The sequence below is a fragment of the Actinomadura madurae genome, assembly GCF_047130825.1.
Classification (GTDB): Bacteria; Actinomycetota; Actinomycetes; order Streptosporangiales; family Streptosporangiaceae; genus Spirillospora; species Spirillospora madurae.
This window is the reverse complement of the sequence record NZ_CP083237.1, coordinates 7,311,781-7,335,751: the sequence shown is the minus strand read 5'-3', so window position 1 is coordinate 7,335,751 and position 23,971 is coordinate 7,311,781. Positions and strand designations below refer to the sequence as shown.

Sequence of the window (23,971 nt, the reverse complement as noted above, 5' to 3'; positions counted from 1 at the left end):
GTCTCTAGAGTGGCAGATCACGCCGGAGGTCGCGTACGCCCCGAGGAGAACTGCATGAGCAGCTTGACCCTCGATGCCGGGGTCGTCCCGCTTCCTCGGCCTTCCCGGGGCGGGCTGGTCCGTCCGGCCGGAAGAACCGCGGGCCGCTCCCCCGACCGTGTTGGTGACCGTGCCGGCGACCGTGTTGGTGACCGCGCCGCCGACCGGGCGGGTGACCGTGCCGAGGTCCTGAAGGCGCTGGTGCTGCGGGCGCGGGACGGCGACGCCGAGGCGTTCGGCTCCCTCTACGACCACTACGTCGAGCTCGTCTACCGGTACATCTACTACCGGGTGGGGACGCACTCGCTCACCGAGGACCTGACCAGCGAGACGTTCCTGCGCGCCCTCCGCCGCATCTGCGACTTCCACTGGCAGGGCAAGGACTTCGGCGCCTGGCTGGTGACGATCGCCCGGAACCTCGTCGCCGACCACTTCAAGTCCGGCCGGTACCGGCTGGAGGTCTGCACCGCCGAGCCGGCCGAGCCAGAGCACCACCAGGAAGGGCCGGAGCGGGCCGTCCTGGACGCGATGACCAACCGGACGCTGCTGCTGGCCGTCCGGCAGCTGGGTTCCGAGCAGCAGGAATGCGTGGTGCTGCGGTTCCTGCACGGGCTCACGGTCGCCGAGACCGCCCTGATCATGGACAAGAAGCCGGGCGCGATCAAGGCGCTGCAGTACCGGGCCGTCCGGTCCCTGGCCCGTATGCTCCCGGCCGACCTCCGCGGCTGAGCCCGCCCAGGGGCGCACGCCGGTTTCGGGACACCGGCCCCTTGCGCGACGGCTATTGCATTGTTTATCAATGAACCTTCGGGCCGTAACCCGGCCCGGAGCCCGCTCGTTTTGCGGGCAGGAGCGCGTTCGCGCCTGGAGTCCGCAAGGGAGCGGCCAGTGAGAACCGGGACGTGAAGACGAGGCGGGGAAAGATCGCAGAGCAGGGGAACGTGCTGGGGCGGCTACGGGCGGGCGACCCGAGGCCGGATCCGCGGTTCCGCGCCGTTCTGCGCGAGCGGCTGGTGGCGGCCGCGGGCGACCGGAGTGAGGACGGTCGCAATCACGGCCGTGCGGACGGCCACGGGGAGCCGGTTGACTAGGCTTCGCTCATGCGGCGAATCTGGCAGCGGGACTTCTGGGGCCGCGGCAGGGACGAGGACCACAAGAGCGCCGGAGAGGCCGCCGCCGCGGCGGCCGAACTGGGACCGCTCCCGGCGCCCGACCCCGCGGCGGCGGCGTTCTTCGACGTCGACAACACGATGATGCGCGGCGCGTCCATCTACTACTTCGCGCGCGGGCTCGCCGCCCGCAAGCTGTTCACCATGCGCGACCTCGCCATGTTCGCCTGGGGCCAGGCCGCGTTCCGGCTGCGCGGCACCGAGAACTCCGAGCACATCGGCAGCGCCAAGGAGGCCGCGCTCGCGTTCGTCGCCGGGCAGCGGGTCGACAAGATCGTCAACCTGAGCGAGGAGATCTACGACGAGGTGATGGCCGACCGCATCTGGCACGGCACCCGCTCCCTCGCCCTCCAGCACCTCGACGCGGGCCAGCAGGTGTGGCTCGTCACCGCCACGCCCGTCGAGGTCGCCCGGACGATCGCGCACCGCCTGGGCCTCACCGGTGCGCTCGGCACCGTCGCCGAGACCAGCGACGGCCTCTACACCGGGCGGCTCGTCGGGAACCTGCTGCACGGGCCCGCGAAGGCGGAGGCCGTCCGCGCCCTCGCCCAGCGCGAAGGGCTCGACCTGGCGCGCTGCTCGGCCTACAGCGACTCGATCAACGACCTGCCGATGCTGACCGCCGTCGGCGACCCGCACGCGGTGAACCCCGACGCGGAGCTGCGCGCGCACGCCAGGGACCACGGCTGGCCGATCCACGACTTCCGCACCGGCCGCAAGGTCACGATGGTCGCCCTCCCCGCCGCCGCGGGCGCCGGCGCCATCGCGGGCGGCGTGGCGGCCGGCATCGCCCTCCGCCGCCACTACCGCACGAGCTGACCCGCCCTGACCCGCTCTGAGCCGCCCTGACCCGCCCTGAGCCGCTCCGTCCCGCTCCACCCGGCTCTAGTGTGTCCGTGTGACCGTCGAGCTGAGGCTGTTGTCCCGCGTCGCCTGTCGTGGGCGGGATGTCACGAGTCCTCGGCTGCGGGGTCTTCTCGCGCTGCTCGCGGGTGAGCCGCGCACCGGCGTGTCCGTGGTGCGGCTGGTCGAAGGGTTGTGGCCGGACGGTCGTCCCGAGAACCCGGCCAAAGCCCTCCAGGTCGTCGTCTCGCGGGCGCGGTCCCAGCTCGGCGCCGACGTGATCGCCAGCACGCCCACCGGGTACCGGCTCGGCCTGGACGAGGCCGCCGTGGACACGTCGGCCGTGGTGCTCTCCGCGTCCGCGAGCGCCCGGTGCTCCCGTGACGGCGACCATGCGGGCGCGCTCGCGCACGCCGAGGAAGGGCTCGCGCTGTGGGAGGGGCCGCCGCCGGCCGAGCCGGACGCCGGGGACGATCCGGTGTCCGTCCTGCGGGCGGATCGGGTCTCGACGCACTGGACGCTGATGCGTGCCCGCGCGCTCGCCCTGGCGCGGCTCGGGCGCCACGCGGAGGGGTTCGACGCGCTCACCGGTGTCGTCCGCGAGTACACGCGGGACGAGGAGGTGCTCGCCGAGCTGCTGCGGTGCGAAGTGGCCACGGCGGGTCCTTCGGCCGCGCTGGCCCGGTACGAGTCCTACCGGCGCTCGCTGCGGGACGAGCTGGGCACCGATCCGGGGGCGCCGCTCCAGGACGTCCAGCGGGAGCTGCTGCTGGACGAGGCGCCCGCCGTCCGGCGAGGGGTCGCGCACGAGCCGAACCCGCTGCTCGGCCGCGACGGGGACCTCGCCGCCGTGCTGGGCCTGCTGCGCACGTCCCGCGTCACCTCGATCGTCGGTACGGGTGGTCTGGGCAAGACGCGGCTGGCGAACACCGTCGCGCGGGACGCCCCGCAGCGGGCGGTCCACGTCGTCGCGCTCGCCGGTGTCGCGCGGGACGAGGACGTGGCCGGGGAGGTCGCGTCCGTCCTCGGCGTTGGCGAGTCCCCTCGGGGGCGCGGACGCCTCGGCGGGCCGGCCGACCTGGTCTCCGCGATCGCGGACGTCCTCGGCCCGGAACCGGTGCTGCTCGTCCTGGACAACTGCGAGCACGTCATCGACGGCGCCGCCGGCCTGGCCGGTGCCCTGGTGTCCATGACGCGAGATCTGCGCGTGCTCACCACGAGCCGCGCGCCGCTCGGGCTGTCGTCGGAGTCGGTGTATCCGCTGCCCGCCCTGGACCTGCCGACGGCCGTGGAGCTGTTCCGGCAGCGGGCGCAGGCGGCGCGTCCCGGCGCCGACCTGGCGGACGGGGCCGTCGAGGAGCTGTGCCGCCACCTCGACGGGCTGCCGCTCGCGATCGAGCTGGCGGCGGCGCGCGTCCGGGTCATGTCCGTGCCGGAGATCGCCCGTCGCCTGGACGACCGGTTCGCGCTGCTGCGGGGGAACGCGCGCGACGCGCCGTCCCGGCACCGGACCATGCACGCCGTCGTCGACTGGAGCTGGAACCTGCTCTCCCCCTCGGGACGGGCGGCCATGCGGGCGCTGTCGATCTTCCCCGCCGGGTTCACGGCCGACGCGGCGCGCCACCTGTTGCTCGGTGGCGAAGCCCTGCCGTCCGGTGGCGAAGCCCTGCCGTCCGGTGGCGAAGCCCTGCCGTCCGGTGGCGAAGCCCTGCCGTCCGGTGGCGAAGCCCTGCCGTCCGGTGATGAAGTGTTGGAGGTTTTGGAGGATCTCGTCGACCAGTCATTGCTTGAGGTGGTCGAGGGCGTGCCGGGGACCCGGTTCCGGATGCTGGAGAGCGTCCGCGAGTTCAGCGGGGCCCACCGGGAGGCCGAGGGCGAGACGGAACGCGCGGTCGCCGGGCTGCTCGCGTGGGCTCGCGAGTTCGGGGCGATGCACCACGGGCAGCTCTTCGGCGCCGAGCCGTTCGACTTCGTGGAGCGCGTCCGGGTCGAGCAGGACAACCTGCTGCACGTGCACCGCCACGGGCTCGCCCGGCAGGACGGCGCGGCCGTCGCGGCGGTGGCCGCCGTCCTCGGCGGGATGTGGACGCTGGAATCCGCCTACAGCCGGCTGATCGTCCTGCTGGAGGAGGGGGCGGGGCTGCTGAGCCGGTTCCGACCCGGGCCGGAGGACGTCGAGGTCACCCGGACGGCGCTCGCCCTCAGCGTCCTGATGACGTCCATGCTGAAGGGACCGCGTGCGACGCGCGCTCTCGTCGCGCTGCGGCGTCTCCCGGCACCGCCTCCGACCGACCCCGTCCGGGCCATGGCGCTCATGATGGCCTCGATGCCGGAGATCCTCGGGCCGGACAGTCCCGTTCTCACCGCGATGTGCGCGAGCGACGCCCCCTCGCTCGTCGCCGTCGCGAACTTCGGCGCCGGCTACCTGTACGAGAGGAACGGGGATCTGGACGGCGCGGTCGCGGCCACCGAACGGATGCTCGCAGGGGCCGGTACGTCGCCCGCCCCGTGGCTGCGGCTGCTCGCCCACTCGCGGCTCAGCGAGCTTCTGGCGCAGCTCGACCAGGGCGAGCGTGCCCTGCATCACCTTCACACGTCGCTGGAGCTGATGGAGCGGCACAGGTGGCCTGACACGTTCGGGCTGATGTGGGCGCTCGCCGCCGCGCACATCTCCCTCGGGCAATGCGACGAGGCGGAGCAGTGGCTCGACCGGTCGCTCCTCCAGGGCCCTGGACAGGACGACGAGTACGGCACGGCCACGTTCACTCTCGGTGCGCGCGCGGAGATCGCGATCGCACGCGGCGACGTGGACACCGGGCTGCGGCTGTGGCGGGAAGCGGTGGATCGGCTCTCCCGCGATCCCAACCCGATGGTGGCGTCCGACCTGGACCCGTGGACGCTCGAAGCCCACTGCGTCGCCGTCGTCGCCCACGCCGGGCACGGCCGGCTCGACCTGGTCGAGGACATCGTCGCGGGGCTGCCGGCCAAGCTCGCCGTCCTGCTCTCCGACCGGCAGGAGCCGCTGCCGTCCTTCTTCATGGACCTGCCCGTCTGCGGCGGTCTGCTGCTCGCCCTCGCCGCGGCGGAACTCGCCCGATCCGATGTCGGGTCGGACGGTCGGGCGTGGGCCGCACGCGCGATCGCGCTCGCGGAGCGGCTCCACCACATCCGGGCGTTCCAGCCGACCATGTCGTCCGCGCCCGCTCGCCGCGCCGCCGAGGACGCCGACGGGCCGGCGTATGCCGACGCGGTGTCGGAGTACGCCGGCCTCGGCCGTGAAGAGCTGCGGGACGCGGCCCGCCGACTCATGCGGACCCGCGTCAGCGGGGCGCCTTCCGGTTGAACAGCACCTTCGAGTACACGTAGCCGGCCAGGGCCAGGCCCGAGCACCACGCGAGGGAGAGCATCACGTCGCGCCCGTCCGGCGTCGTCAGGAGCAGGCCCCGCACCGTCTCGATGATCGGCGTGAACGGCTGGTACTCGGCGAACCACCGCACCCCGGCGGGCATCGACTCCGGCGGGACGATCGTGCTGCCGAGGAACGGCATGAACTGGATGATCATCGGCGAGTTGCTCGCGCCCTCCGGGTTCTTCGCCAGCAGCCCCAGCGTGACGGCCACCCAGGTCAGCGCGAACGTGAGCAGCAGCATCAGCCCGATCGCGGCGAGCCAGTCGAGGACGCCGCCGTGCGTCCGGAACCCCATCGCGACCGCGACGGCGATGACCCCCGCCGTGCTGATCACCGTCTGGATCATGCTGCCGACGACGTGCCCGGTCAGCAGCGAGGACCGCGAGATCGCCATCGTCCGGAACCGGTCGACGATGCCCTCGGTCATGTCCATGCAGATGGCGACGGACGTCGCCATGCACCCGGAGGCGATCGCCATCAGGATGATCCCCGGCGACACGTAGTTGATGTAGTCGCCCTTCGCCGCCCCGCCGACGCCCTCGCCGAGCGCGTTGCCGAAGACGCCGACGAAGAGCAGGAGGATCAGGATCGGGACCATCATCCCGGCCAACGTCAGGGATGGGTAGCGGAGCGCGTGCCGCAGGTTGCGGCGCAGCATCGTCGCGGAGTCGGTCGCGGCCTGCGTGAGCGTCGTCATCGCGAACTCACCCTCTCGTCCTGGTTCTCGTGGTCGGTCTCTTGCCCGTGCTCGGTCTGGCCGGTGAGAGCGAGGAAGACGTCGTCCAGATCGGGGGTGTGGACGGAGAGATCGTCCACCTCGATCGACGCGTCCTCCAGGTGGCTGAGCAGCGATCGCAGCGACCGGACGCTGCCGTCACTCGGCACCTGCAAAGCGAGCGCGTCGTGGTCGCGCGTCGTCACGCCGAGCGTCCGCGCCGCTTTGTCCAGCTCGGCCGGATCGGCGAACCGGAGCCGGACGTGCCCGCCCGGGACCAGCCGCTTCAACTCGTCAGCCGTGCCCTCGGCGACCAGCCGGCCTTCGTCCAGTACCGCGATCTTGTCGGCGAGGTGGTCCGCCTCCTCCAGGTACTGGGTGGTGAGGAAGATCGTCACGCCGCCCTGGACCAGCTCCCGGATGATCTCCCACATCGTCCGCCGGCTCCGCGGATCGAGCCCGGTCGTCGGCTCGTCCAGGAAGATGATCTGAGGGTTGCCGATCAGCGTCATCGCGATGTCGAGCCGCCGCCGCATGCCGCCCGAGTACGTGGCGGCCGTCCTGCCCGCCGCGTCCACCAGGTCGAACCGCTCCAGCAGCTCGTCGGCGATCCGGCGGCCGTCGGCCTTGCCGAGGTGGTGCAGGTCCGCCATCAGGATCAGGTTCTCCCGGCCGGTGAGCAGACCGTCGACCGCCGAGTACTGCCCGGTCACCCCGATCGCCCTGCGCACCCCGTCGGGGTCCTTCACCAGATCCCGTCCGGCGATGCGCGCCTCGCCGGCGTCCGCGCGGATCAGTGTGGACAGGATCCGCACCACCGTCGTCTTCCCGGCCCCGTTCGGCCCGAGCAACGAGAAGACCGTCCCGCGCGACACTTCCAGATCGATCCCGTCGAGGACGACCTTCTCCCCGAACGCCTTCCGCAGCCCGGTCGCATGGATGGCCGTCTGCCGTGCTTTCGTTGTCATGCCATGGAGTTTGCATCCTCCAATTTTCAGCGCACTTTCATTCGGGTTTCATCTCTAATCTTGAGAATGAAACCGACATCGAATTTGAGCATCGGAGCGCCATGCATTGTTCGATGTTCGTTCGGCCGTGCGGTGGGGGCGGCGCTGCGTACGGGGCCGCCCCTCCAAAGTCAAGGGCGCCTTCGGCGTCGCTTCGCGATGGGACTCCGTCCCACCCTTGACTTCGGAGCCTCTACGGCCCCTAGGTGCAGCTTTCATCGGGCAGGCTCCGCCTGCCCCTGCCCGACGCGCCGCCCCCACCGCCCTCCAAGAGCCGACAAACCACCAACCCCCAAAGCGAACAATAAGGGCGGAGCGCAAAACCGCCGAGGCCCACACACGCCAATCGCCTGACGGGCGGCATGCGCCTGGAGTCAATGAAGACCGCGCCACAGAGGCAGCAGCCGCCGTCAAACTCCGACGTGTCCGGGGGGTGACAATAATCCAGCCGTCCGCCGGACATTCAAGCCACCGAAATCGCATATCATGAAGTCATGGGCGGGAAAATCGCGGTCGATCTTGAATCGGCGTCCACCATGGAATTGGTGAACGCCGCGTCCGCGATCGCCGCCGAACTCGCCAGGCGCACCCCACCACCATCGGCGCCCGCCTGCATGGAACTCACCGAAACCCTCGCCGCCGCCACCGACATGCACGAAGCCGCCCTCGCCGGACTCATCGGCGTGGTCGACACCGGCCGCGAAGTACAACGGTGGGGCTTCCCCTCCACCCAGTCATGGCTACGCAACCGCCTCGGCATGCGCGACGCCCGCGCCAAGGAACGCCTCACCCTGGCCCGCCAGCACCACCGCCTCCCCCAGGTGGCCGAACAGTGGGCCGCAGGCGAACTGTCGTTCGGCTACGCCGCCACCATCGCAGGCGCCGTCGCCCGCCTGGACGACCACGACTGCGCGACGGCCGAAGAAGTCCTGCTCGACATGGTCGGCAAGGACTTCTCCGCCGGGAAGATCGCCGCCTTCGGCCGCCGCATCCGCGACATCATCACCGAGCGCGACGGCACCGAACCTGCCCCCGACGACACCCGGCGCGGATACGAACGCTCCTGGATCGATTCCACCCGCTCCCTGGACGGCGGCCGCTACATCAAAGGCTGGCTCAACGCCGAAGACGCCGCCATCTGGGACGGCACCCTCGGCCCCCTGGCCAAACCCGCCGGAACCGACGACCACCGCGACCTGGCCGAACGCACGGCGGCAGCGTTGACCTCCGTTCTCTCCCGGCGGCCACCGGGCCACCAAGGTCACCGTCATCTGCGACCTGGACACCCTCACCGGCGGCACCACCCCCGCCCGACTCCCCGACGGCACCCCCATCCCCGCCGAACAAGCCCGCCGCATCGCCCTGTCCGCCGGAGTCTCACCCTTGCTCCTCGGCCAAGGCGGCATCCCGCTCTACCTCGGCCGCACCGAACGCTTCGCCACCCCGGCCCAGCGCCGAGCCCTGGAAGCACTCAACCCCACCTGCGCCGTACACGGCTGCCAAGTCCCCGGCCCCCTGTGCGAAGTCGACCACGTCCACGGCTGGGCCCTCGGAGCCCCCACCGACATCGACCAACTAACCCTCACCTGCGGCTGGCACAACCGCTACAAGGCCACCAACCCCGACAACATCCACATCACCCGAACAACCAACGGCCGCCACATCTACCGCCTCCGCCCCCCAAAACTCCCCGACCTCCCCGACCTCCCCGACCTCCCCGACCGAGAGCCCACCCCCTGGATCATCGACCCCAAGATCACCACCACCTCTCACCCCACCAACACCTCTCATCCCAACACCCTCACCCGACCACCCCCACACCCCCAAGAGCACAACCGCACCCACCGCACCAACCAACCCGGCGCTCCCTAACGCCCCCGCCCCAGCACCGCGCCCCCAATCGAGACGGGGCCGCGACGCGGCCTGCACGAGGGCGCCGACGTCGGGCGCGGGACGCCCGTGGCCCGCACCATGTGCGTCGCCAGCAGCAAAATGCCGCCGCAAGCAGTACCAGGACGTCCCGGCGCTGGCAGGCACCCGCCTCGCGCATCGATCAACCACAGAACCACACTGGCCAGCCTCGGCGATCGCGGCGCATGTCCCCCCGGGGGCACTGACGCCTGCCTGCCCTCACCCACCCGTCACCAGGTGACACACCACGGGCGCGAACGTCCACCGGCGCCTCGGAGCAAGCGGGACGGCGTGGGACGGCGAGGTCGTCTCGGTGAGGCCGTAGATGTCGTGGATGTACTGGCCGAAGATGTCCCGGAACGCCGCGACCGTGCTCGGCGGGATGCTGACAGCGTCCGCCACCAGTGGCCCCCGCACCCCCACCGCCACGGTCCGCCCCGTTGATCGCTAAGAACACTCAGGCGGTCAAATGCGGCCCGTTCGCAGCCGCCCTGCACCTCGTCGGCCTCGTGGACGGGATGACGGCCGTGCTCGCCGAGGATCTGGATGACGGCGACCCGCGCCGGGTGTGCGGCTCCACCGACCATCCAGCGCCGGTCACGCCCGCGATGCGGCGATCCACCTGCGCCGACGAATGCCCCGCCGCCGGTTCGCCCTACTCCCGACCGAGAACCAGGTGGACGGGCCGCAGCAGGCGCACCTGCCGAAGGTCGAGGACGCGCTACCGCGCGCCCTGCGCCGCGTCGACCACCGCGCGCTACCCCGCCGCCTCCACGTCGGCGAGCCGCTCCCCCACACGCAACCGTCAACGCTACGACGAGCGCGCCGTGGGCGGCCGCCACGATCGTTCGACGGCATGACCAAGCTTGTGCCACAGGCGGAAGCGGGCAACGACCTGCACCGCCTGGGGCGCTCCCTGCCGCACACCGCCGGCAAAGCCGCCCCCCGATCCCGGCAGATCACCCCGGGATGGCAGAGCGTAGGGCCAGCCAGGAGGCCAAACATCCCGGACATCGCGGCCATCGCCCAGGTCAACCGGCCGATGGGTCTCCAAATGAATCATGACGGTGCCGCACCAACGCGGATACGCGGATACGAGGTCGCTAACCTTCTAGCTCGTATTAAGACGTCATCTCATTTGGTGAGTCGGCGGTGGCAGATGAGAGTGGCGGCGATGCCGACGAAGGCCAGGAAGTGTTCGGGTTTGCGTTCGTAGCGGCGGTGCAGTCGGCGGCAGCCGCTCAGCCAGGACACCGTCCGTTCCACCACCCAGCGGTAGCGGCCCAGTCGGTCGGAGGACTCGATGCCGCGTCGGGCGATGCGCGGGGTGATGCCCCGCCTGCGTAGCCAACGCCGCAGGTCGGTGTAGTCGTAGCCTTTGTCGCCGTGCAGTTTGGCGGGGCGGCGCCGGCACGGCCCGCGCCGGGAGCGGATCGGCGCGATGCCCCGCACCAGCGGCTCCAGCGGCTCCAGCGGCTCCAGCGGCTCCAGCGGCTCCAGCGCGAGCTTGTCGTGGGTGTTGGCCGCCGAGATCCCGACAGACAGCGGCAGTCCGGCACGATCGACCAGCAGATGGATCTTCGACCCACGTTTGCCGCGGTCGACAGACATCCGATCTTCGTAGTGTGTCAAGCGGCGGCGGCGAGGCGGGGGGCGAAGGCTTGTTGGTCGTTGTAGGGCGTACCAGTTTGGAGGCAGTGGAACAGGCATCCGAGCATGCGGTTGAAGGTGTTGCGCAGGGCGCTGGAGTGGCGGTCGCCGACGTTGCGGCGGTGGTCGTAGTGGGCTCTGGGCCCGGCGGCTTGAAGTGAGGCGAAGGCCCACACATAGCCGGCCGCTGCGAGCCTTTGGTTCTTGACCCTGCGGTGGTGCACCACTGTGGACTTGCCGGACGCGCGGGTGATGGGTGCGGATCCGGCGTAGGCCTTCAGCCGTCTAGCGTCGGCGAAGCGTTCGCGGTCGTCGCCGATCTCGGCCAGGACCCGGGCGCCGGTGAGGTCGGCCAGGCCGGGGAAGCTGGTCACGATCGGGGCGTCGGGATGTTGATGGAAGACCTCGCTGGTGGCCTGGGCGAGTTCATCGGCGGCCTGGCAGGCGGCATCTGTCTGGCGCAGCAGTGCCAGCGTCTGCTTGCCGAAGGCGTTCTCGACCATCGGAAGCTGGCGCATCTGCTCTTCACGGAAGATCGAGTGGAGCCGGTCGGCCCAGGCCTGCAGGTTCCGCTTACGCCCGGCGCGGCGCAGCGCGGTGATGATGCGTGGCTTGGCAAGTTTGGCCGCCTTGGCCGGGGTCGGTGCCAGGGCCAGGACGGCACGGGCTTCGCGGCTGGTCAGCCCGATGTTCTTGACCTGGAAGGCTTTCAGGGCGGCGGGGAGGTACTCGCGCAGCAGGGAACGGAGCTGGTTGGCCAGCTGCTGGCGGCTCCAGACCGCGTCCTGCTGGGCTCGGGCCAGGACCGCGATCGCCTGGACCAGTTCGGAGTCGGCGGGCAGCGGCCGGTGGTGGGCGGCGTCGACCCGCAGGATGTTCGCCAAGGTCATGGCGTCGGCGTGGTCGCTCTTGGACCGGGCGACGGTGTGGCGTTCCCGATAGCGGGCGACGGAGAGCGGGTTGATGGCATAGACCTTGCGGCCAGTGGCTCGCAGGCAGGCGACCAGTAGGCCGCGGCCCGTCTCGATCGCAACAGGGATCGGCTCTTCGGGGGTGTCGCCATGCGCCGCGAACAACTCCAGCAGGGCCTTCCATCCGGCGGCGTCGTCCAGGATGCGCTTGTGTGCGACCAGTTCGCCGTTTTGGTCGAGCAATGCGACGTCGTGGTGTTTCTCGCTCCAGTCGATCCCGCAGGTCACTTTCAAGATCCACCGCTCCTTCGACGGGACTTGGTGCAGGCCGGTGAGCCGTGCAGGGGACACGCCACGCCCTAATGAGAGAGCTCGGGGCTCAACATCCGATCAGCAGTCCGTGACCCCAGCCGACCGCAGGTCCGCCCTCTGCATCAGGGCTCGTGGCCCCCATTCAAGTGAGCGGTGTTCCTGCGGCTGGCTCAGCCCACGATCTTGCTGGTTTCGGAGCCGACTCTGCTGATCGCCGCCCGCCCGGCTCCACTCCGCCAACGTGTCGGCCTGTCGAGGGGAGTCCCATGCTCCTGATTCGGACCAGACATCGACCAACGGTCGGGCCGAGGGGCGGCGATCAGGAGTCATTAGGATTCGGGCCTGTCAGCTCCCCCCTTTGGCGGCGCGGACGCTGACCGAGTCGATCGCGCGCCGCGACCAGTCCAACTCCCTACGCGCGCCCAACTCGTCCAGCACCAGGCGGTGCAGCTTGGCTCACACCCGCGCAGCCGTCCACTCGGCGAAACGCCGGTGCGCAGTAGGGCCCGATGGCCCGAACACCGGCGGCAACTGCTGCCACGTACAGCCCGTGGTCGCCACAAAGATGATCGCCGCCAGCACCTCACGATCCCCGTGCCGACGTCGGCCACCGCCCTGCGGCCGCGTCGGAGCAGGCGGCACCACCCGCTGGAACAGCTCCCACAACTCCTCCGGCACCAACCGCTCCACCATCTCCACGGCCGCAGACTACCGACGCCAAGCCAAATGAGATGACGTCTAAAGGTTGAACGTGATCCGAACCTCCTGCAGAAGGCTGGGGTGCTCGGTACCGAAGGCCGCCGCCGCAGCCCAGAGGGCGTCGAGCGCGGCCTGCAACGGGTCGGATTCGACGGCCCCGAACAGTGCGGGTATGGCGGCGGCCTGCTGGGAGAAGTTGTGGATCTGCCCATGAGGAAGGGTGACCGTCGTACTCGGCACGCGCTCGTCTGCCCATAGCCTCGGCCAGACCTGTTCGAAGTCGTCGAAGGGCGGGGGCAGGTCGCGCCCCTGGTCCATGGCGTGCAGCGCGGGGGCGATCCAATCGATACTCGTGAGACCGGCCACGTCGTAGGCCCGGCGCGCCACCCACCGGGCGACCTCGCGCTGCACCTGCGGATCAGCGGCGGCTATCGCCTCGCCGAGCTCACGGTCGAGCCGCGCCATGGCGCGCGCGTTACCGGACACGCGCCGAAGCCGCTCGCTAGGGAGGTGCCCGCCCCACGAATGTGTCTCGAACCGCAGCTTGGCCCGCTCCCTCTCGCGTTCCTTCTCCAACTCGGCCAGGCGTGCAGCCTCGGCTTGCTCCTCGGGTGTCGGAGCCGGCGGCAGGCCACGCGCGAAGCTGTGCCAATACGCCGCGTGGTCCGTGGTCTGCTTCAGCACGCGGTCGGCCTCGGGCGGGGCGGGCCAGAATTGCAGGAGATAACGGTCGATTTGCGGCTCGTCATCGAGCCTGGTGTCGGCGTCCCTGGCCGCCTGCATGCCGCTCGCGCAGTACCGGACGCGGTAGTCGACCCGATCCAGATCCAGACTCCACGCGGCCTCGCCGGCCCACTGCATCAGCGTCACGTCATCGGTCTCGGGTGTGAACGAGACCTCGACGATCTCCTCCCAGTCCTTGTCGACCGGAGGCGGCTCACTATGCGACTCGACGACGACCCCGACGTCTCCGGTGTGCAACCCGGTGATCAGGTAGAGCGCCCCTGGTGACGCTGCGCCGCACAACCCGTTCTCCTGCCCCAGGAAACAGCCCTGCAGGTCAGATATCAGGTCCGGCGAACTGGTGACGTACAACTGACTGTAGTGAACGTGCACCTCGCCGCTGAACAGTACCTGCATGGCCGCCTCCTCAAGCCCTGAAAGAAGTACCAACACCGAGTCTGTCGCCCTTCACCGACAAACGAGATCTTCAACCTCCGGCACAGCGGCCGAACTACAGCGGCGGCACGCGAGCGGTCGAGCACGCCCGTGCTACACCAGCCCGGATCGACAACGACTGACCTCCCGGCAGATGCCCGGCTAGACGCCGAGAACACCAGGTGGGCACCATCTACGATCGGGCACCATGACGATCTCATCGGGATGCCTGACCTGCGGCAACAATGCACGCCTTAGCTCACTTTCGCCCCGCGAACTCATCGCGGCCGACCAGTACTGGCGGGCAGCGCACGCGTTCGGCACGGGCCTGCCCGGCTGGCTGGTCCTGGTGCCCCTGCGGCACGTGACCACCATCGCCGAGTTGACCGACGCCGAGGCCGCCGTGCTGGGCCAGTGGCAGGTGCGATTGTCACGGGCTCTACATGCCGTCACCGGCTGCACCAAAACCTACGTCGCTCAATTCGCCGAGGCCGAGGGCTTCGCCCACGTCCACTTCCATATCATCGCGCGCATGAACGACTTGGCGGACGAACGGCGCGGGCCCAAGGTATTCACCATGCTCGGCCAACCCGAGGACCGAGACCTCAGCACCGCCCAACGCGACGAAATAGCCATCGAAATCCAGCAGTACCTACAGTCGCCAAAGTAGACGCCCTGATTAATGGTGGCACACCGCCCGCCGCCTGCACATTGCCGAGGCCCAAGTCGCCGAACAATGCGTCGCCGCCGCTCCCACCGACCTCCACAACGGACTAGAGATAGCCATAGCCATTCGCTACCTGTCCCACCACCGCGACGACCTGCGTTGACGGCTAGCGCTCTCCAGCAGGGCTGGCCAACTGCCACTGGCGCGGCCAGGCACCTGATCGATCCCCGACTAGAGATCATTGCCGCAATGCATTTCGCAATGGCGACCTGAAGGGCGTAGTACACCTATCATCTCAATACTACGAGAAGTACCGCGTTCGCCGACCAGCCCACTTGAGAGATCACTGACTTTAATCTCTATTCAGCCCCATTCTCGTCCGATTTAAATCATCCCCCAAAAGGCAGTTGTGGCCTTCGCGAGGCTTGAGTAATACTGTGCCGCGTGGATGATCTCCCAAGGACTCGACGCGTTCACAACAGCAGCCTCCTTTCACTGGTAGTGGAGTTCGCAGCGTCCGGACAACTGGGGCCGGTACGGTGCGGCATGCCTCTGCTGGAGGTCGAGCGGCTCCTTGGCCCGATCGATCCAGACGGCAGATTCCGCCCCTCACCCAAGAAGTTCTTCCACCATCTCTGGGACGACCTCGAACTGATGATCTTCCAAGGCACGGTGCACAACATGGCCGTGCCGCTGCAGAGAACCTCGGTCTCCTTGCCCTTCGCTGTATGCGGCTGGCAGGAGCCACAACCCGCCGATCTTCCCTACGAGCGGGTGATCGCCGAATTGGCCACGACAGGAGTTGCCTGGAAGTCGGCGCCCGAAGTGGTGCTGGACGACGACGCGCTCGGACTGCGTATGGCCGGCACCGACGTCGGGATGCTCTTCGCTCCCGACCTCGACCGCACCGACCATCTGCGCCTGTGGAGGGTGTGGTCCGAGAAAGCCATCGAATGACATCCGAGAAGAATGGTTGCGTCTCTTGCGGACCGCACTCCCACGCGTCTTCCGTGGCCCGGCAATCGGGGCCCTCCGGTCGCAGCGAAAGCCGGCGTCGCGCTTGCCGCCCTCAGCGAGAGTTGTCGCCCACTGCCGAGGGAGTGTCCGTGCCCTGTCTGATCAGCATGACGAGGCGCTCTGCTTGAGTGGCGTCCGTAGCGGTCAGTGCGATCCCGTTGGCCAGGGCCAGTAGTTCCGATGCCTTGAGGTCGGGGCGGACAGCACCGGCGCTTTGCGCCCGGTTCAGTAGTGCGGACGCGGCTGTGTGCATCGAGTCGTGCCAACGGTCGAACAGTGCGGAGCGCTGACCGGCGCGGTCATCGGTGATCGACAGCGCCAGTTCCCGTTTGGTCGCCACGTGTGCGATGAAGTCCTGGAGCCAGCCGAAGAGGGCGTCGCCGGGAGGATCCTCGGCCAGCAGGGACTGGCTCCGGGCGCAGAGCTCGGCCACTTCCCCGGAGTAGACGGCGATGATCAGTTCGCGGCGCGTCGGGAAATGCCGATACATCGTGGCGTTGCCGACACCGGCCCGGCGAGCGATGTCGTCAAGCGGGGCGTCGACGCCGTGCTCGTGGAAGACGTCCCTGGCCGCGGACACGAGCAGGTCGTAGTTGCGCTGAGCGTCCGCGCGAAGACGACGATGGGGTTCCGGACGCTGCGCAGGTCCGGCGCTCGGCGGTGGCATGACCCTCCCTGCGAACTGGGGACTTCCCCAATTACGGTAGCCGAACCCACTGACCGAGGAGTTTCCCACTCACCGCCTCGCTCATCCCCACCAGAGGAGATCCTCATCAGGGAGCAGCAGACACCCCGCACCCCGGACCGGGAGATACACGACGCAGCGTCGAGAGCTACGCCCAAGTCCTGGAAGGCCGGCTCGAAAACGCCCTGAAACTGATCGCCCCCGAGGTCGTCGACCACCGAGGAGGCATAAAAGGCGATCACCGGGGATGGGGCTACGAGGTCCTCAGCATGGAGACGGTCCGCGTCCGCAACGGCCAAATCGTCGAGCACTGGGCCCCGCTCGACACCGACTCGATGAGCAACCAATCGGGGCTGTAAGGAACTCCTGCCGCTGGCGTCCGCCTAACGGGAACCTCGTCCGCTGGCAGGAGACGTTCAACAACCTCACGGGCCACCTGCAGGTCGATTCACCCGCATCAACCCCTGGCGCCGGGTGGAGTCCTGTAGTCCACCGGGTTCAGCGAAGCCCGTGATGTGCCCGGTTCGGCGGGGTCGCGTTACTGGGATCCTCGTGTCTTCGATCATGAGGAGAGCCCCAGATGCCAGAAGTTATCCCCTGAGTTCCGAAGCAAGGTGCTGGACCTGGTTAAGGCCGGCCGTCCGGTAAAGCAGGTTGCCGCGGACCTGCAGATGCCTGGTCAGACCATCTACGTCTGGCTGCGCCAGGACCGCATCGACGCCCGACTGGAGCCGGGGCCGACCTCAGTCGATCACGCCGAACCGGTCGCCGCCCGACGCCGGATCGCCCAGCTAGAGACCGAACTGGCCGCCACTCGCCAGGCTGTGGAGCCCCGAGCTGTCGCGGCGGCGTTCGGGATGGACCCCGAGGGTGTCATGATCTTTTGCTGATCGTGTCGCCCCAGGACGTCTGCTTGACGAGAACTGAGCATCTTCGGGGCATCGGAGTTCACTGGTCAGCCGCGGATGGAACTCCAGAGGGCAGCCGTCTCGGGAGAGAGGCTATAGAGCGCCTCGTCACCGCGCCAATCGACCTGCATCGGCCAGGCAGCGCTGTCGTAGTGCTTTTTCAGGTGGCGAGTGAAGGCGGCCAGGTTCCCGCGCAGCGTGTGGTACTCCATCGGCAGGGCCTCCACCAGGTCCTGCATGTCGTACTGTTTGCCGGGCTCCTGGCAGAGGATGTCGAGAATGCGACTGACCGTGTCGGTATTGCTCAGTTCGGTGCTGGCCAGTCTGGTCAGCTTGTTGGCGTCCCATGCCGCAGGAGCGTCATTCGTTCCGGCGGGCTCGATGTCGGCGCCAGGCTGCTGCTCAAGCTCGGTGAGCAGCCGGTAGACGGCCATGACGTGGCGGGCGGGTACTGCCACTTGAACAAACTCCTGATCGACCGGCGGGGTCATCATCTACCTCATCAGATAGTCCATCTACACTGGTCTCCCCAGCATAGACTCTGCGCTGCCCGGGAACATGTGCGCTTTGCTGAAAGCTTCGTTGGAGGCGATGGCCAGCTGCTCTTCTCCTCGCGCTCAGAACCTGGAACAGCAGGTCGGCGCGGGGGGTGGTCGAGCTCCGTGTATCCCAGCTCATCGATGCAGAGCAGGTCGACGCGGCCGTAACGGGCGATGGTCTTGTTGAGCTGCTTGTTGACGGCGGCCTCGACCAGCTCGTCACCAGCTTGGCGGCCAGGGTGTATTGATCCGGTCTCCGACCGTGGCGGCTTCGGTGCCTAGCGCGATGAGCAGGTGAGATTGCCGGTGCCCGAGGCGCCGATCAGGCATACTCGTTCGCCCCTTCTTCACCCATCAGAGTGTGGATGGTGGCGGGGTCGATGTCGGGGTTGGCTTCGAAGTCGCTCAGCGTGTCCTGGCGGGGAGCGGCGGCGTTCGGAGCGGCGGTCGTCGGCTCGGCCACGAGCGGCTCGGCCCGGAACCCGCGGTAGGTCACCTGGTCGCGGGTGGTGGTCTCGGCGGGCCTTGCGAGCCTCCGGTGCGACCGCGTCGGCGGTGAGCGCGCGGGTCCGCAACGCTGCGGCGATGTGCTTTTGGGTTGTCTGCCGGGTGTGCACGCTGATCTGGCTGCGCCGGTCGACCCGAAGCGAGAAGTGCCGTCTCGCACGCCTCGACCGGTAGCGGCCGTTCGGCGGCGAACAGCTCACCGATCATGCGGGGGCACGACCGGGTCCGCCGAGCCCGTCGGTCAGCCGCCTCGACGAGTCGCTGCAGCACCGGGGTGAGCGTGCGAGTCCGTTCGGCCCGGGCTCGACGGCGCCGGGTCTGCTTGATAGCCACGGACGTCGGTCTCGCTGGGCGGGCAGGGTGCCGCCCGCTTGGCTGCGGTGTGATGCCGCGGGAGTGCAGCCAGCGTTGCAGGACGGCGGGCTACCGCCACCTAATGGGATGGGGTCTAGCGGTTGGGGGTGGGACTGGTGGCTCTTGCGGCTGTGGCTAGGGCTTTGGCGTGGGCTTGCAGGATGCGGTGGTGGACGGGGCAGTCGTCTAGGCGGTCGTGCTCGCAGTCGAGGGCGTGGCGCAGTGCTTTCTGCGCCTGCTGGATCTGGTGGATGCGGTCGTCTAGTTCGCGCAGTTTCGCCGAGGCCGCGTCTCGCCAGTCGGGGGCGGTGCGGCCGGTCGGGCCGACGAGGGCCGCGATTTCCGAGAGACTGAAGCCGGCGCGTTTGAGCAGGTCGATGAGCGCGACCTGTTCGACGGCGTCCTCGTCGTAGATGCGTTTGCCGCCCGCGCGCCTGGTGGCGTGGAGCAGGCCTTTGCGCTCGTAGAACCGCAGGGCCGATGAGGCCAGTCCGGTGCGGGCCCGTAGTTCGGAGATCGACAGCTCGCTCATTGACTTGAACCATAGTTCAACCTGAATGCTTGCCGGGTGGAGATTCAGTACAGGGCGGCTGAAGAGAGCGCGGTGCGCGTCGCCGTGGTGACCGGGGCAGGGCGTGGGATCGGGCTGGCGGCGGTGCGGGCACTGGTCGAAGACGGGTTCGCGGTCGTCGCCGGGAGTCGTACGGTTAGCGACGCACTGCGGGACGCGACACCGGATGCGGTCAAGGTCGATCTGGCCACGGCCGGCGGGCCTGCGCGGCTCGTGCGGTTCGCGGTCGAGCGGCACGGCGGTGTCGATCTGCTGGTCAACAATGTGGCGGGCACCTCGACGCCTGCCGGTGGGTTCCTCGAACTCGACGACGACGCCTGGCGGCATACGTTCGATCTCACGTTGATGGCGGCCGTGCGCGCGACGCGTGCGGCGCTGCCGAGTCTGCTGGACCGCCGCGGCGCGGTGGTCAACATCGGTTCGGTCAACGCGCGGCTGCCACAGCCGCGGTTGGTCGCCCAGTCGGCGGCCAAGGCGGCGCTGGCGAACCTCGGCAGGGCGCTGGCCGAGGAGTTCGGTGGGCGCGGGCTGCGGGTGAACACCATTTCGCCCGGCCCGGTCTGGACGGACGTGTGGACGTCCCCGGGCGGGCCGGGCGATCTGCTCGCCCAGCGCGCGGGTGTCGCGCGGGAGGACTTCGCCGACCGGCTTCCGGCGGTCGTGGGCCTGTCGACCGGGAGGTTCACCGACCCGCAGGAGGTCGCGGCGCTCGTGGTGTTCCTCGCCTCTGGCCGCGTGCCCAACATGAGCGGCTCCGATCTGGTGATCGATGGCGGGATGCTCAAGACGGTCTGAGCGTCCGGTCACCAGGTCAGGGGGAGGGTGTCCAGGCCTAGGACGAGGCTTGCGTGCTCGACGGGTTGTTCGTCCGGCGTGATGCGGTAGTCGGGGATTCGAGCGTGCCATTCGCGCAGGGCTATCTGGAGTTCGAGGCGGGCGAGGTGGGCGCCGAGGCAGCGGTGGGGGCCGGCACCGAAGGCCAGGTGGCGGGTCGGGGGCCGGTCGATGTCGACGGTGGACGGGGCGGACACCGTGCGCGGGTCACGGGCGGCCATGGCGAGCGGGAGCATGACCATGTCCCCGGCCTTCATCGGGCAGCCGTGCATGTCGATGTCGCGGGTGAGTTTGCGCGCGGGGAGGACGAGGGTGTGGACGCGGAGGAACTCCTCGATCGCGTCCGGGATGACGTCCGGCTCGGCGACGAGCCTGGCCCGGTCGGAGTCGTGGCGGGCCAGATGCCAGAAGGTGAAGGACAGCTGGGCGGCGACGGTGTCCAGTCCGGCGAGGAAGAGCAGGATGCACAGTTGCAGGAGCTCGTCGTCGGTGACCGGGCGTCCGTCGACGGCGAAGGTGGTCGCGGCGCTGACCAGGTCCTCGCGCGGTTGGGCCCGGCGGTCCTGGATGAGCTCGGTGAAGCAGTTCGTCAACGCGCCCATGGCCTCGACCCGTCCTGTACCGGAGGGTGGTGGATGCAGGATGGCGTACTCCCACGCCAGGAATTCCTCCAGCCGTTCGGTGGGCAGGCCGAGCAACTCCAGGAAGACGGTCGTTGGGTAGAGGCGGGCGAAATCGGCGACGAAGTCGCAGGAGCCCCGGCTCGCGAGGCCGTCGATCAGCGAGATGCAGTGCTGGGTTATCCGTTTCTCCATCACCGCGGCCGCCACGGGCGAGAACAGGGGGCGCAGCAAACGCCGCCAGGTCGTGTGCAGCGGCGGATCCAGCATGACCGGAATCCACTGGTAGGCGGGGTCGGGATCGATGACGGCGATCGCCCGGCTGGAGAAGGTCTCCGGATCCCGTAACGCGGCGAGGATGTCGTCGTAGCGCGTCAGGACCCAGAATCCGTGTCCGGCATCGCTTCGAAAGGCCGCGTGCTGCTCCCGCAGTTCGTCCAGCTGTGAATGGGCTTCGCCGGCCGCCCTTGCCCCAGCGAACGGGTCGAAGAATACGTGCGGCGCGTTCATGGCGCCTCCATCCTGGTGGCGGGACGAATCCATCTATGATCACACGCGGGCCGTCCCTGGAGCGGCGGCCAGGTAGCCGGGCAGTCAAGGTCGGTGGGACGCCGGGTTGTCGGGCGGGGAGTGACGCTAATGACGCTGCGCTCAGATTTGGCGGCACTGCTGGCTGACGCGGGAATCGTCGACGTGGACATTGGCGAGGCCGCTGAGGACGAGCACGTCCGGTTGGACGCTTATCGCAAGGTCATCGCGGTGATCGCCGCCTCGGGGCGCCGTTTCGACGACCGTGCCGTGGCGGCGATCCTGCGTGACCCCGTCGCGACCGTGTCCAAGACGGCCATTGTCGAACTCGTGGACACGGTCGCGATGGAGACCGCCGACGCGGATGAGTTTCAGCAGTGGGCGGCCGGCCTGGCTTTGTTCGGGAACGATGGCCACGATCGGTTCGTGCGGCGTCGTATCAACGATTGGGCGGTTTACCTGGCCATTCGAGGCGACCGGACGCCGGAGACCGGCTTGTTGATGAGCGTCACCGCCTGGATGCAGCGCATCATTGCCGAAGAGTCCACGGCGCCCTCGGTACTCGGATTTCTCGCCGAGAACGGCAGGACACGAAAGATACGAAACATCGCGAGGCATCGAGCGAGGCACTGCACGGTTCGGCCGTCGCCGTGAACTCGGTCGCTCACTCCGGGTGGTTCGCGGCTATTTCCTGCTCTGACGACACCTTTACCGGTTCCGGCTCGTCGGCCGCCGGCGGCTTCAGGAGGCTGGTCGCCCAGGCTGCCGGGATGGTGAGCACGGTGATGGCCAGGCCGGTGAGGACGACGGACGGGGCGGCGAAGGCGCCGATCGCCAGCCCGCCGGCGAGCGAGCCGCACGCGATGCCCACGTTGGCCGCGGACGCGGGCAGGGCGGACGCCAGCGCGCCGCCGGGGCCGGCGAGGCTCACCACGCGGTACTGGAGCGAGGGCACCATGCCGAAGGAGAACACTCCCCAGGCCGCCAGGACGAGCGCCACCAGCGGTGCGATCGGGCCGACGAGGTAGAGGGCCAGCAGGGAGAACGCGGCGCCGGTGGCGGCGGCGATCGGAGTGCGCGCCGCGTTCGTGTCGGCGAACCTGCCGCCGCCGAACGAGCCCACGGCGGTCGCCACACCGAAGGCCAGGAGGAACACGCTGATCAGCGCGCCGGAGATGCCTGTCTCGTCCTCCAGGAACGGCACGATGTAGGTGAGCGTCGAGTACAGGCCCGTGAACATCAGGAAGGTCACGCCGAGGACGGCCAGCACCCGGGGTGCGAAGGCGTACCTGGCCTGGCCGCCCGCGCCGCCGCCCGTGCTCGGCACCGGCGGGATCAGCGCCAGGGTCGCGACCAGTGCGAGCACGCTGACCGCGACGATGGCCGTGAACGAGCCGCGCCAGCCGAGCGCCTGGCCGGCCAGCGTGCCGAGCGGGACGCCCAGCGCGGCCGAGACCGCGACGCCGGAGACGACCACGGAGATCGCGCGTCCCATGCGTTCCGGCGGGGCCACCGCCATCGCGACGGCGAACGCGACGGCGATGAACAGGCCCTGCAAGGCGCCCGCGGCGGTGCGGGCCGCGAGGAACACGCCGTAGTTCGCGGTCAGGACCGGGACGAGGTTGGCCAGGATGAACAGGACGATCGTGCCGATCAGCGTGAGCCGCTTGTCCAGCCTGATGGTCAGGGCGGTCAGGATCGGACCGCCGGCGGCGAGGCCCAGGGCGTTCGCGGTCACCAGCGCCCCCGCCGCCGGGATGGAGACCCGGAGGTCGGTGGCGATCAGGTTCAGCACGCCGACCACGATCATTTCGGCGCTGCCCGTCACGAACATGCCGAGGAACAGCGTCGCCAGGGCCAGGGTGGTTCCGCGCCGGCTCAGCGTCGGGTGGGGGGTGCTCATGTGCACGTTCCTTGTCTGTGGGTGGAACCCGGCGAGGCCGGATCGCCAGGATGGGTTCAGGACGCGAGCGCGGGTGCCAGGCCGAACGTCGGCACCAGGCTCGGGTCGTTGAACGCCGTGATGCGGGCGACCCGGTCGCCCAGCAGGGTCAGGACCTCGACGCCGTGCGCCTCGTACCGTCCGTCCCTCGCGCGCTCGTAGACCACGACGGCGGGCTGGCCGTTGGCTCCGGCGGGCACCAGCCGGAACCGGTCCCTGCGGAGCACGCGACCGGCCAGGAAGCCGATGACGGCGTCCCGTCCGGTGAACCAGGTCGGGATGGGCGGCATCTCCAGTTCGACGTCGGCCCGCAGCAGGTCCACCAGCGCGGCGGAGTCGGCGCGGGTGAACGCGTCGACGTAGTCGTCGAGCAGCGCTCGCCGGACCGCCTCGTCCGGTTCGGCCAGGTCGTCCTCGACCGGACCGGCCTCGGCGAGGCGGGACCGGGCGCGCCGGAGCGCGCTGTCGACCGCCGCGGTCGTCGTGTCCAGCATCTCGGCGACCTCGGCCGTGCGGAACGCCAGGACGTCGCGCAGCGTCAGCACGGCCCGCTGCCTGGCGGGCAGGAGTTGCAGCGCGGCGATGAAGGCGAGCCGCACGCCGCTGCGTCCGCTCACGATCGCCGCCGGGTCGCCGGTGCCGAGGAGCGCGTCGGGGGCCGGCTGGAGCCAGGCCACCGACGGCTCGCGGGGCGCGACGGCGACGCGGTGGTCGTCCGAGGGGGCGCCGAGTCCCGAGGGAAGCGGGCGGCGGGACCGCGTCTCCAGCGCGGTCAGGCACGCCCTGGTGGCGATCTTGTAGAGCCAGCGCCGCACCGACGAGCGGCCCTCGAACCGGTCGTACGCGCGCCACGCTCGCAGGTAGGTCTCCTGCACCAGGTCCTCGGCGTCGTGGATCGAGCCGAGGATGCGGTAGCAGTGCGCGAGCAGTTCCGGCCGGAACGGCTCGGCCAGCGCGGCGAATTCGGCGTCCACGG

General features: G+C 69.5%; 24 protein-coding genes and 3 pseudogenes. 12 read left to right on the top strand and 15 right to left on the bottom strand.

All coding sequences use genetic code 11. The annotated features are described in order from the left end of the window. Positions 1-54: 54 nt before the first annotated feature. The 3 genes from K8Z49_RS33745 to K8Z49_RS33735 all read left to right on the top strand — a co-directional run bounded on the left by K8Z49_RS33745 (position 55) and on the right by K8Z49_RS33735 (position 5,394). Complete coding sequence (locus K8Z49_RS33745; RefSeq protein WP_024935747.1) at positions 55-768, top strand: sigma-70 family RNA polymerase sigma factor; 714 nt, start codon at positions 55-57, stop codon at positions 766-768. A 371-nt stretch (positions 769-1,139) separates the two neighbouring features. Then, entirely contained in the window at positions 1,140-2,027 is an 888-nt protein-coding gene (locus K8Z49_RS33740) for an HAD family hydrolase (protein ID WP_021591667.1), read from the top strand. A 79-nt stretch (positions 2,028-2,106) separates the two neighbouring features. Continuing rightward, positions 2,107-5,394, top strand: coding sequence for an ATP-binding protein (locus K8Z49_RS33735; RefSeq protein ID WP_412516106.1), 3,288 nt, complete (start codon positions 2,107-2,109; stop codon positions 5,392-5,394). On the opposite strand, the gene K8Z49_RS33730 is transcribed toward K8Z49_RS33735, so the two are convergent. The 3 genes from K8Z49_RS33730 to K8Z49_RS33720 all read right to left on the bottom strand — a co-directional run bounded on the left by K8Z49_RS33730 (position 5,372) and on the right by K8Z49_RS33720 (position 7,834). Then, positions 5,372-6,157, bottom strand: a complete 786-nt coding sequence (locus K8Z49_RS33730; RefSeq protein WP_412516105.1) for an ABC transporter permease — start codon at positions 6,155-6,157, stop codon at positions 5,372-5,374. The genes K8Z49_RS33735 and K8Z49_RS33730 overlap by 23 nt on opposite strands. Then, positions 6,154-7,143, bottom strand: a complete 990-nt coding sequence (locus K8Z49_RS33725) for an ATP-binding cassette domain-containing protein (RefSeq protein ID WP_412516104.1) — start codon at positions 7,141-7,143, stop codon at positions 6,154-6,156. Before K8Z49_RS33725 ends, K8Z49_RS33730 begins: the two co-directional genes overlap by 4 nt. 523 nt (positions 7,144-7,666) lie before the next feature. Then, positions 7,667-7,834, bottom strand: coding sequence for a hypothetical protein (locus tag K8Z49_RS33720; RefSeq protein WP_412521338.1), 168 nt, complete (start codon positions 7,832-7,834; stop codon positions 7,667-7,669). On the opposite strand from K8Z49_RS33720, the pseudogene K8Z49_RS33715 reads away from it, so the two are divergent. Continuing rightward, positions 7,797-8,357 (top strand): annotated as a pseudogene (locus tag K8Z49_RS33715) (DUF222 domain-containing protein); the annotation flags it as partial. The gene K8Z49_RS33720 and the pseudogene K8Z49_RS33715 overlap by 38 nt on opposite strands. 94 nt (positions 8,358-8,451) lie before the next feature. After that, positions 8,452-9,054 (top strand): DUF222 domain-containing protein, encoded by a 603-nt coding sequence (locus tag K8Z49_RS33710; RefSeq protein WP_412521220.1) that lies wholly within the window; start codon positions 8,452-8,454, stop codon positions 9,052-9,054. A 258-nt stretch (positions 9,055-9,312) separates the two neighbouring features. On the opposite strand, the gene K8Z49_RS33705 is transcribed toward K8Z49_RS33710, so the two are convergent. Beyond that, positions 9,313-9,495 (bottom strand): hypothetical protein, encoded by a 183-nt coding sequence (locus K8Z49_RS33705; RefSeq protein ID WP_412516103.1) that lies wholly within the window; start codon positions 9,493-9,495, stop codon positions 9,313-9,315. 38 nt (positions 9,496-9,533) lie between these two features. On the opposite strand from K8Z49_RS33705, the gene K8Z49_RS33700 reads away from it, so the two are divergent. Beyond that, positions 9,534-9,953 (top strand): hypothetical protein, encoded by a 420-nt coding sequence (locus tag K8Z49_RS33700; protein WP_412516102.1) that lies wholly within the window; start codon positions 9,534-9,536, stop codon positions 9,951-9,953. 274 nt (positions 9,954-10,227) lie between these two features. Here the strand turns inward: K8Z49_RS33700 and K8Z49_RS33695 are convergent. The 4 genes and pseudogenes from K8Z49_RS33695 to K8Z49_RS33680 all read right to left on the bottom strand — a co-directional run. Continuing rightward, positions 10,228-10,695 (bottom strand): annotated as a pseudogene (locus K8Z49_RS33695) (IS5 family transposase); the annotation flags it as partial. Positions 10,696-10,721: 26 nt separating this feature from the next. Next, entirely contained in the window at positions 10,722-11,948 is a 1,227-nt protein-coding gene (locus K8Z49_RS33690) for an IS110 family transposase (RefSeq protein WP_412516101.1), read from the bottom strand. A gap of 343 nt (positions 11,949-12,291) precedes the next feature. Beyond that, a pseudogene (locus tag K8Z49_RS33685) lies at positions 12,292-12,665 on the bottom strand (transposase); the annotation flags it as partial. A 39-nt stretch (positions 12,666-12,704) separates the two neighbouring features. Next, positions 12,705-13,805 carry a hypothetical protein gene (locus K8Z49_RS33680; RefSeq protein ID WP_412516100.1) on the bottom strand — a complete coding sequence of 367 codons (1,101 nt, stop codon included), beginning with the start codon at positions 13,803-13,805 and terminating at the stop codon, positions 12,705-12,707. Positions 13,806-14,031: 226 nt separating this feature from the next. Between K8Z49_RS33680 and K8Z49_RS33675 the strand changes: the two genes are divergently transcribed. Together K8Z49_RS33675 and K8Z49_RS33670 are read left to right on the top strand one after the other, a co-directional pair. Beyond that, positions 14,032-14,493 carry an HIT family protein gene (locus K8Z49_RS33675; RefSeq protein ID WP_075021041.1) on the top strand — a complete coding sequence of 154 codons (462 nt, stop codon included), beginning with the start codon at positions 14,032-14,034 and terminating at the stop codon, positions 14,491-14,493. Positions 14,494-15,036: 543 nt separating this feature from the next. Next, complete coding sequence (locus tag K8Z49_RS33670; RefSeq protein ID WP_075021042.1) at positions 15,037-15,447, top strand: hypothetical protein; 411 nt, start codon at positions 15,037-15,039, stop codon at positions 15,445-15,447. A 112-nt stretch (positions 15,448-15,559) separates the two neighbouring features. Here K8Z49_RS33670 and K8Z49_RS33665 read toward each other — a convergent pair whose 3' ends face one another. After that, positions 15,560-16,174 (bottom strand): TetR/AcrR family transcriptional regulator, encoded by a 615-nt coding sequence (locus K8Z49_RS33665; protein WP_412516099.1) that lies wholly within the window; start codon positions 16,172-16,174, stop codon positions 15,560-15,562. A 533-nt stretch (positions 16,175-16,707) separates the two neighbouring features. On the opposite strand from K8Z49_RS33665, the gene K8Z49_RS33660 reads away from it, so the two are divergent. Next, positions 16,708-17,082, top strand: coding sequence for a transposase (locus K8Z49_RS33660; RefSeq protein WP_412516098.1), 375 nt, complete (start codon positions 16,708-16,710; stop codon positions 17,080-17,082). Between the two features lie 65 nt (positions 17,083-17,147). Here the strand turns inward: K8Z49_RS33660 and K8Z49_RS33655 are convergent, their stop codons facing one another. Continuing rightward, the gene (locus K8Z49_RS33655) at positions 17,148-17,594 is read right to left on the bottom strand and encodes a hypothetical protein (RefSeq protein WP_412516097.1); all 447 of its coding nucleotides are present in this window, start codon (positions 17,592-17,594) and stop codon (positions 17,148-17,150) included. Between the two features lie 155 nt (positions 17,595-17,749). Between K8Z49_RS33655 and K8Z49_RS33650 the strand changes: the two genes are divergently transcribed. Beyond that, a complete protein-coding gene (locus K8Z49_RS33650) occupies positions 17,750-17,887 on the top strand; it encodes a hypothetical protein (protein ID WP_412516096.1) in 138 nt (45 codons plus the stop codon). A 74-nt stretch (positions 17,888-17,961) separates the two neighbouring features. On the opposite strand, the gene K8Z49_RS33645 is transcribed toward K8Z49_RS33650, so the two are convergent. Beyond that, positions 17,962-18,135, bottom strand: a complete 174-nt coding sequence (locus K8Z49_RS33645) for a hypothetical protein (protein ID WP_412516095.1) — start codon at positions 18,133-18,135, stop codon at positions 17,962-17,964. Positions 18,136-18,594: 459 nt separating this feature from the next. Then, positions 18,595-19,032 (bottom strand): MerR family transcriptional regulator, encoded by a 438-nt coding sequence (locus tag K8Z49_RS33640; RefSeq protein ID WP_021591683.1) that lies wholly within the window; start codon positions 19,030-19,032, stop codon positions 18,595-18,597. A gap of 36 nt (positions 19,033-19,068) precedes the next feature. On the opposite strand from K8Z49_RS33640, the gene K8Z49_RS33635 reads away from it, so the two are divergent. Beyond that, on the top strand, positions 19,069-19,866 hold the full coding sequence (locus K8Z49_RS33635; protein ID WP_412516094.1) for an SDR family NAD(P)-dependent oxidoreductase: 798 nt from the start codon (positions 19,069-19,071) through the stop codon (positions 19,864-19,866). Positions 19,867-19,874: 8 nt separating this feature from the next. Here K8Z49_RS33635 and K8Z49_RS33630 read toward each other — a convergent pair whose 3' ends face one another. Further along, positions 19,875-21,035: a cytochrome P450 gene (locus K8Z49_RS33630; RefSeq protein WP_075021047.1), complete on the bottom strand. Its 1,161-nt coding sequence runs from the start codon at positions 21,033-21,035 to the stop codon at positions 19,875-19,877. Positions 21,036-21,164: 129 nt separating this feature from the next. On the opposite strand from K8Z49_RS33630, the gene K8Z49_RS33625 reads away from it, so the two are divergent. Continuing rightward, complete coding sequence (locus K8Z49_RS33625) at positions 21,165-21,707, top strand: hypothetical protein (protein WP_111832458.1); 543 nt, start codon at positions 21,165-21,167, stop codon at positions 21,705-21,707. 10 nt (positions 21,708-21,717) lie between these two features. Here K8Z49_RS33625 and K8Z49_RS33620 read toward each other — a convergent pair whose 3' ends face one another. Both K8Z49_RS33620 and K8Z49_RS33615 read right to left on the bottom strand, forming a co-directional pair. Beyond that, positions 21,718-22,956, bottom strand: a complete 1,239-nt coding sequence (locus K8Z49_RS33620; RefSeq protein ID WP_412516093.1) for an MFS transporter — start codon at positions 22,954-22,956, stop codon at positions 21,718-21,720. 56 nt (positions 22,957-23,012) lie between these two features. After that, positions 23,013-23,969, bottom strand: coding sequence for a sigma-70 family RNA polymerase sigma factor (locus K8Z49_RS33615; RefSeq protein WP_244938771.1), 957 nt, complete (start codon positions 23,967-23,969; stop codon positions 23,013-23,015). Positions 23,970-23,971 lie beyond the last annotated feature (2 nt).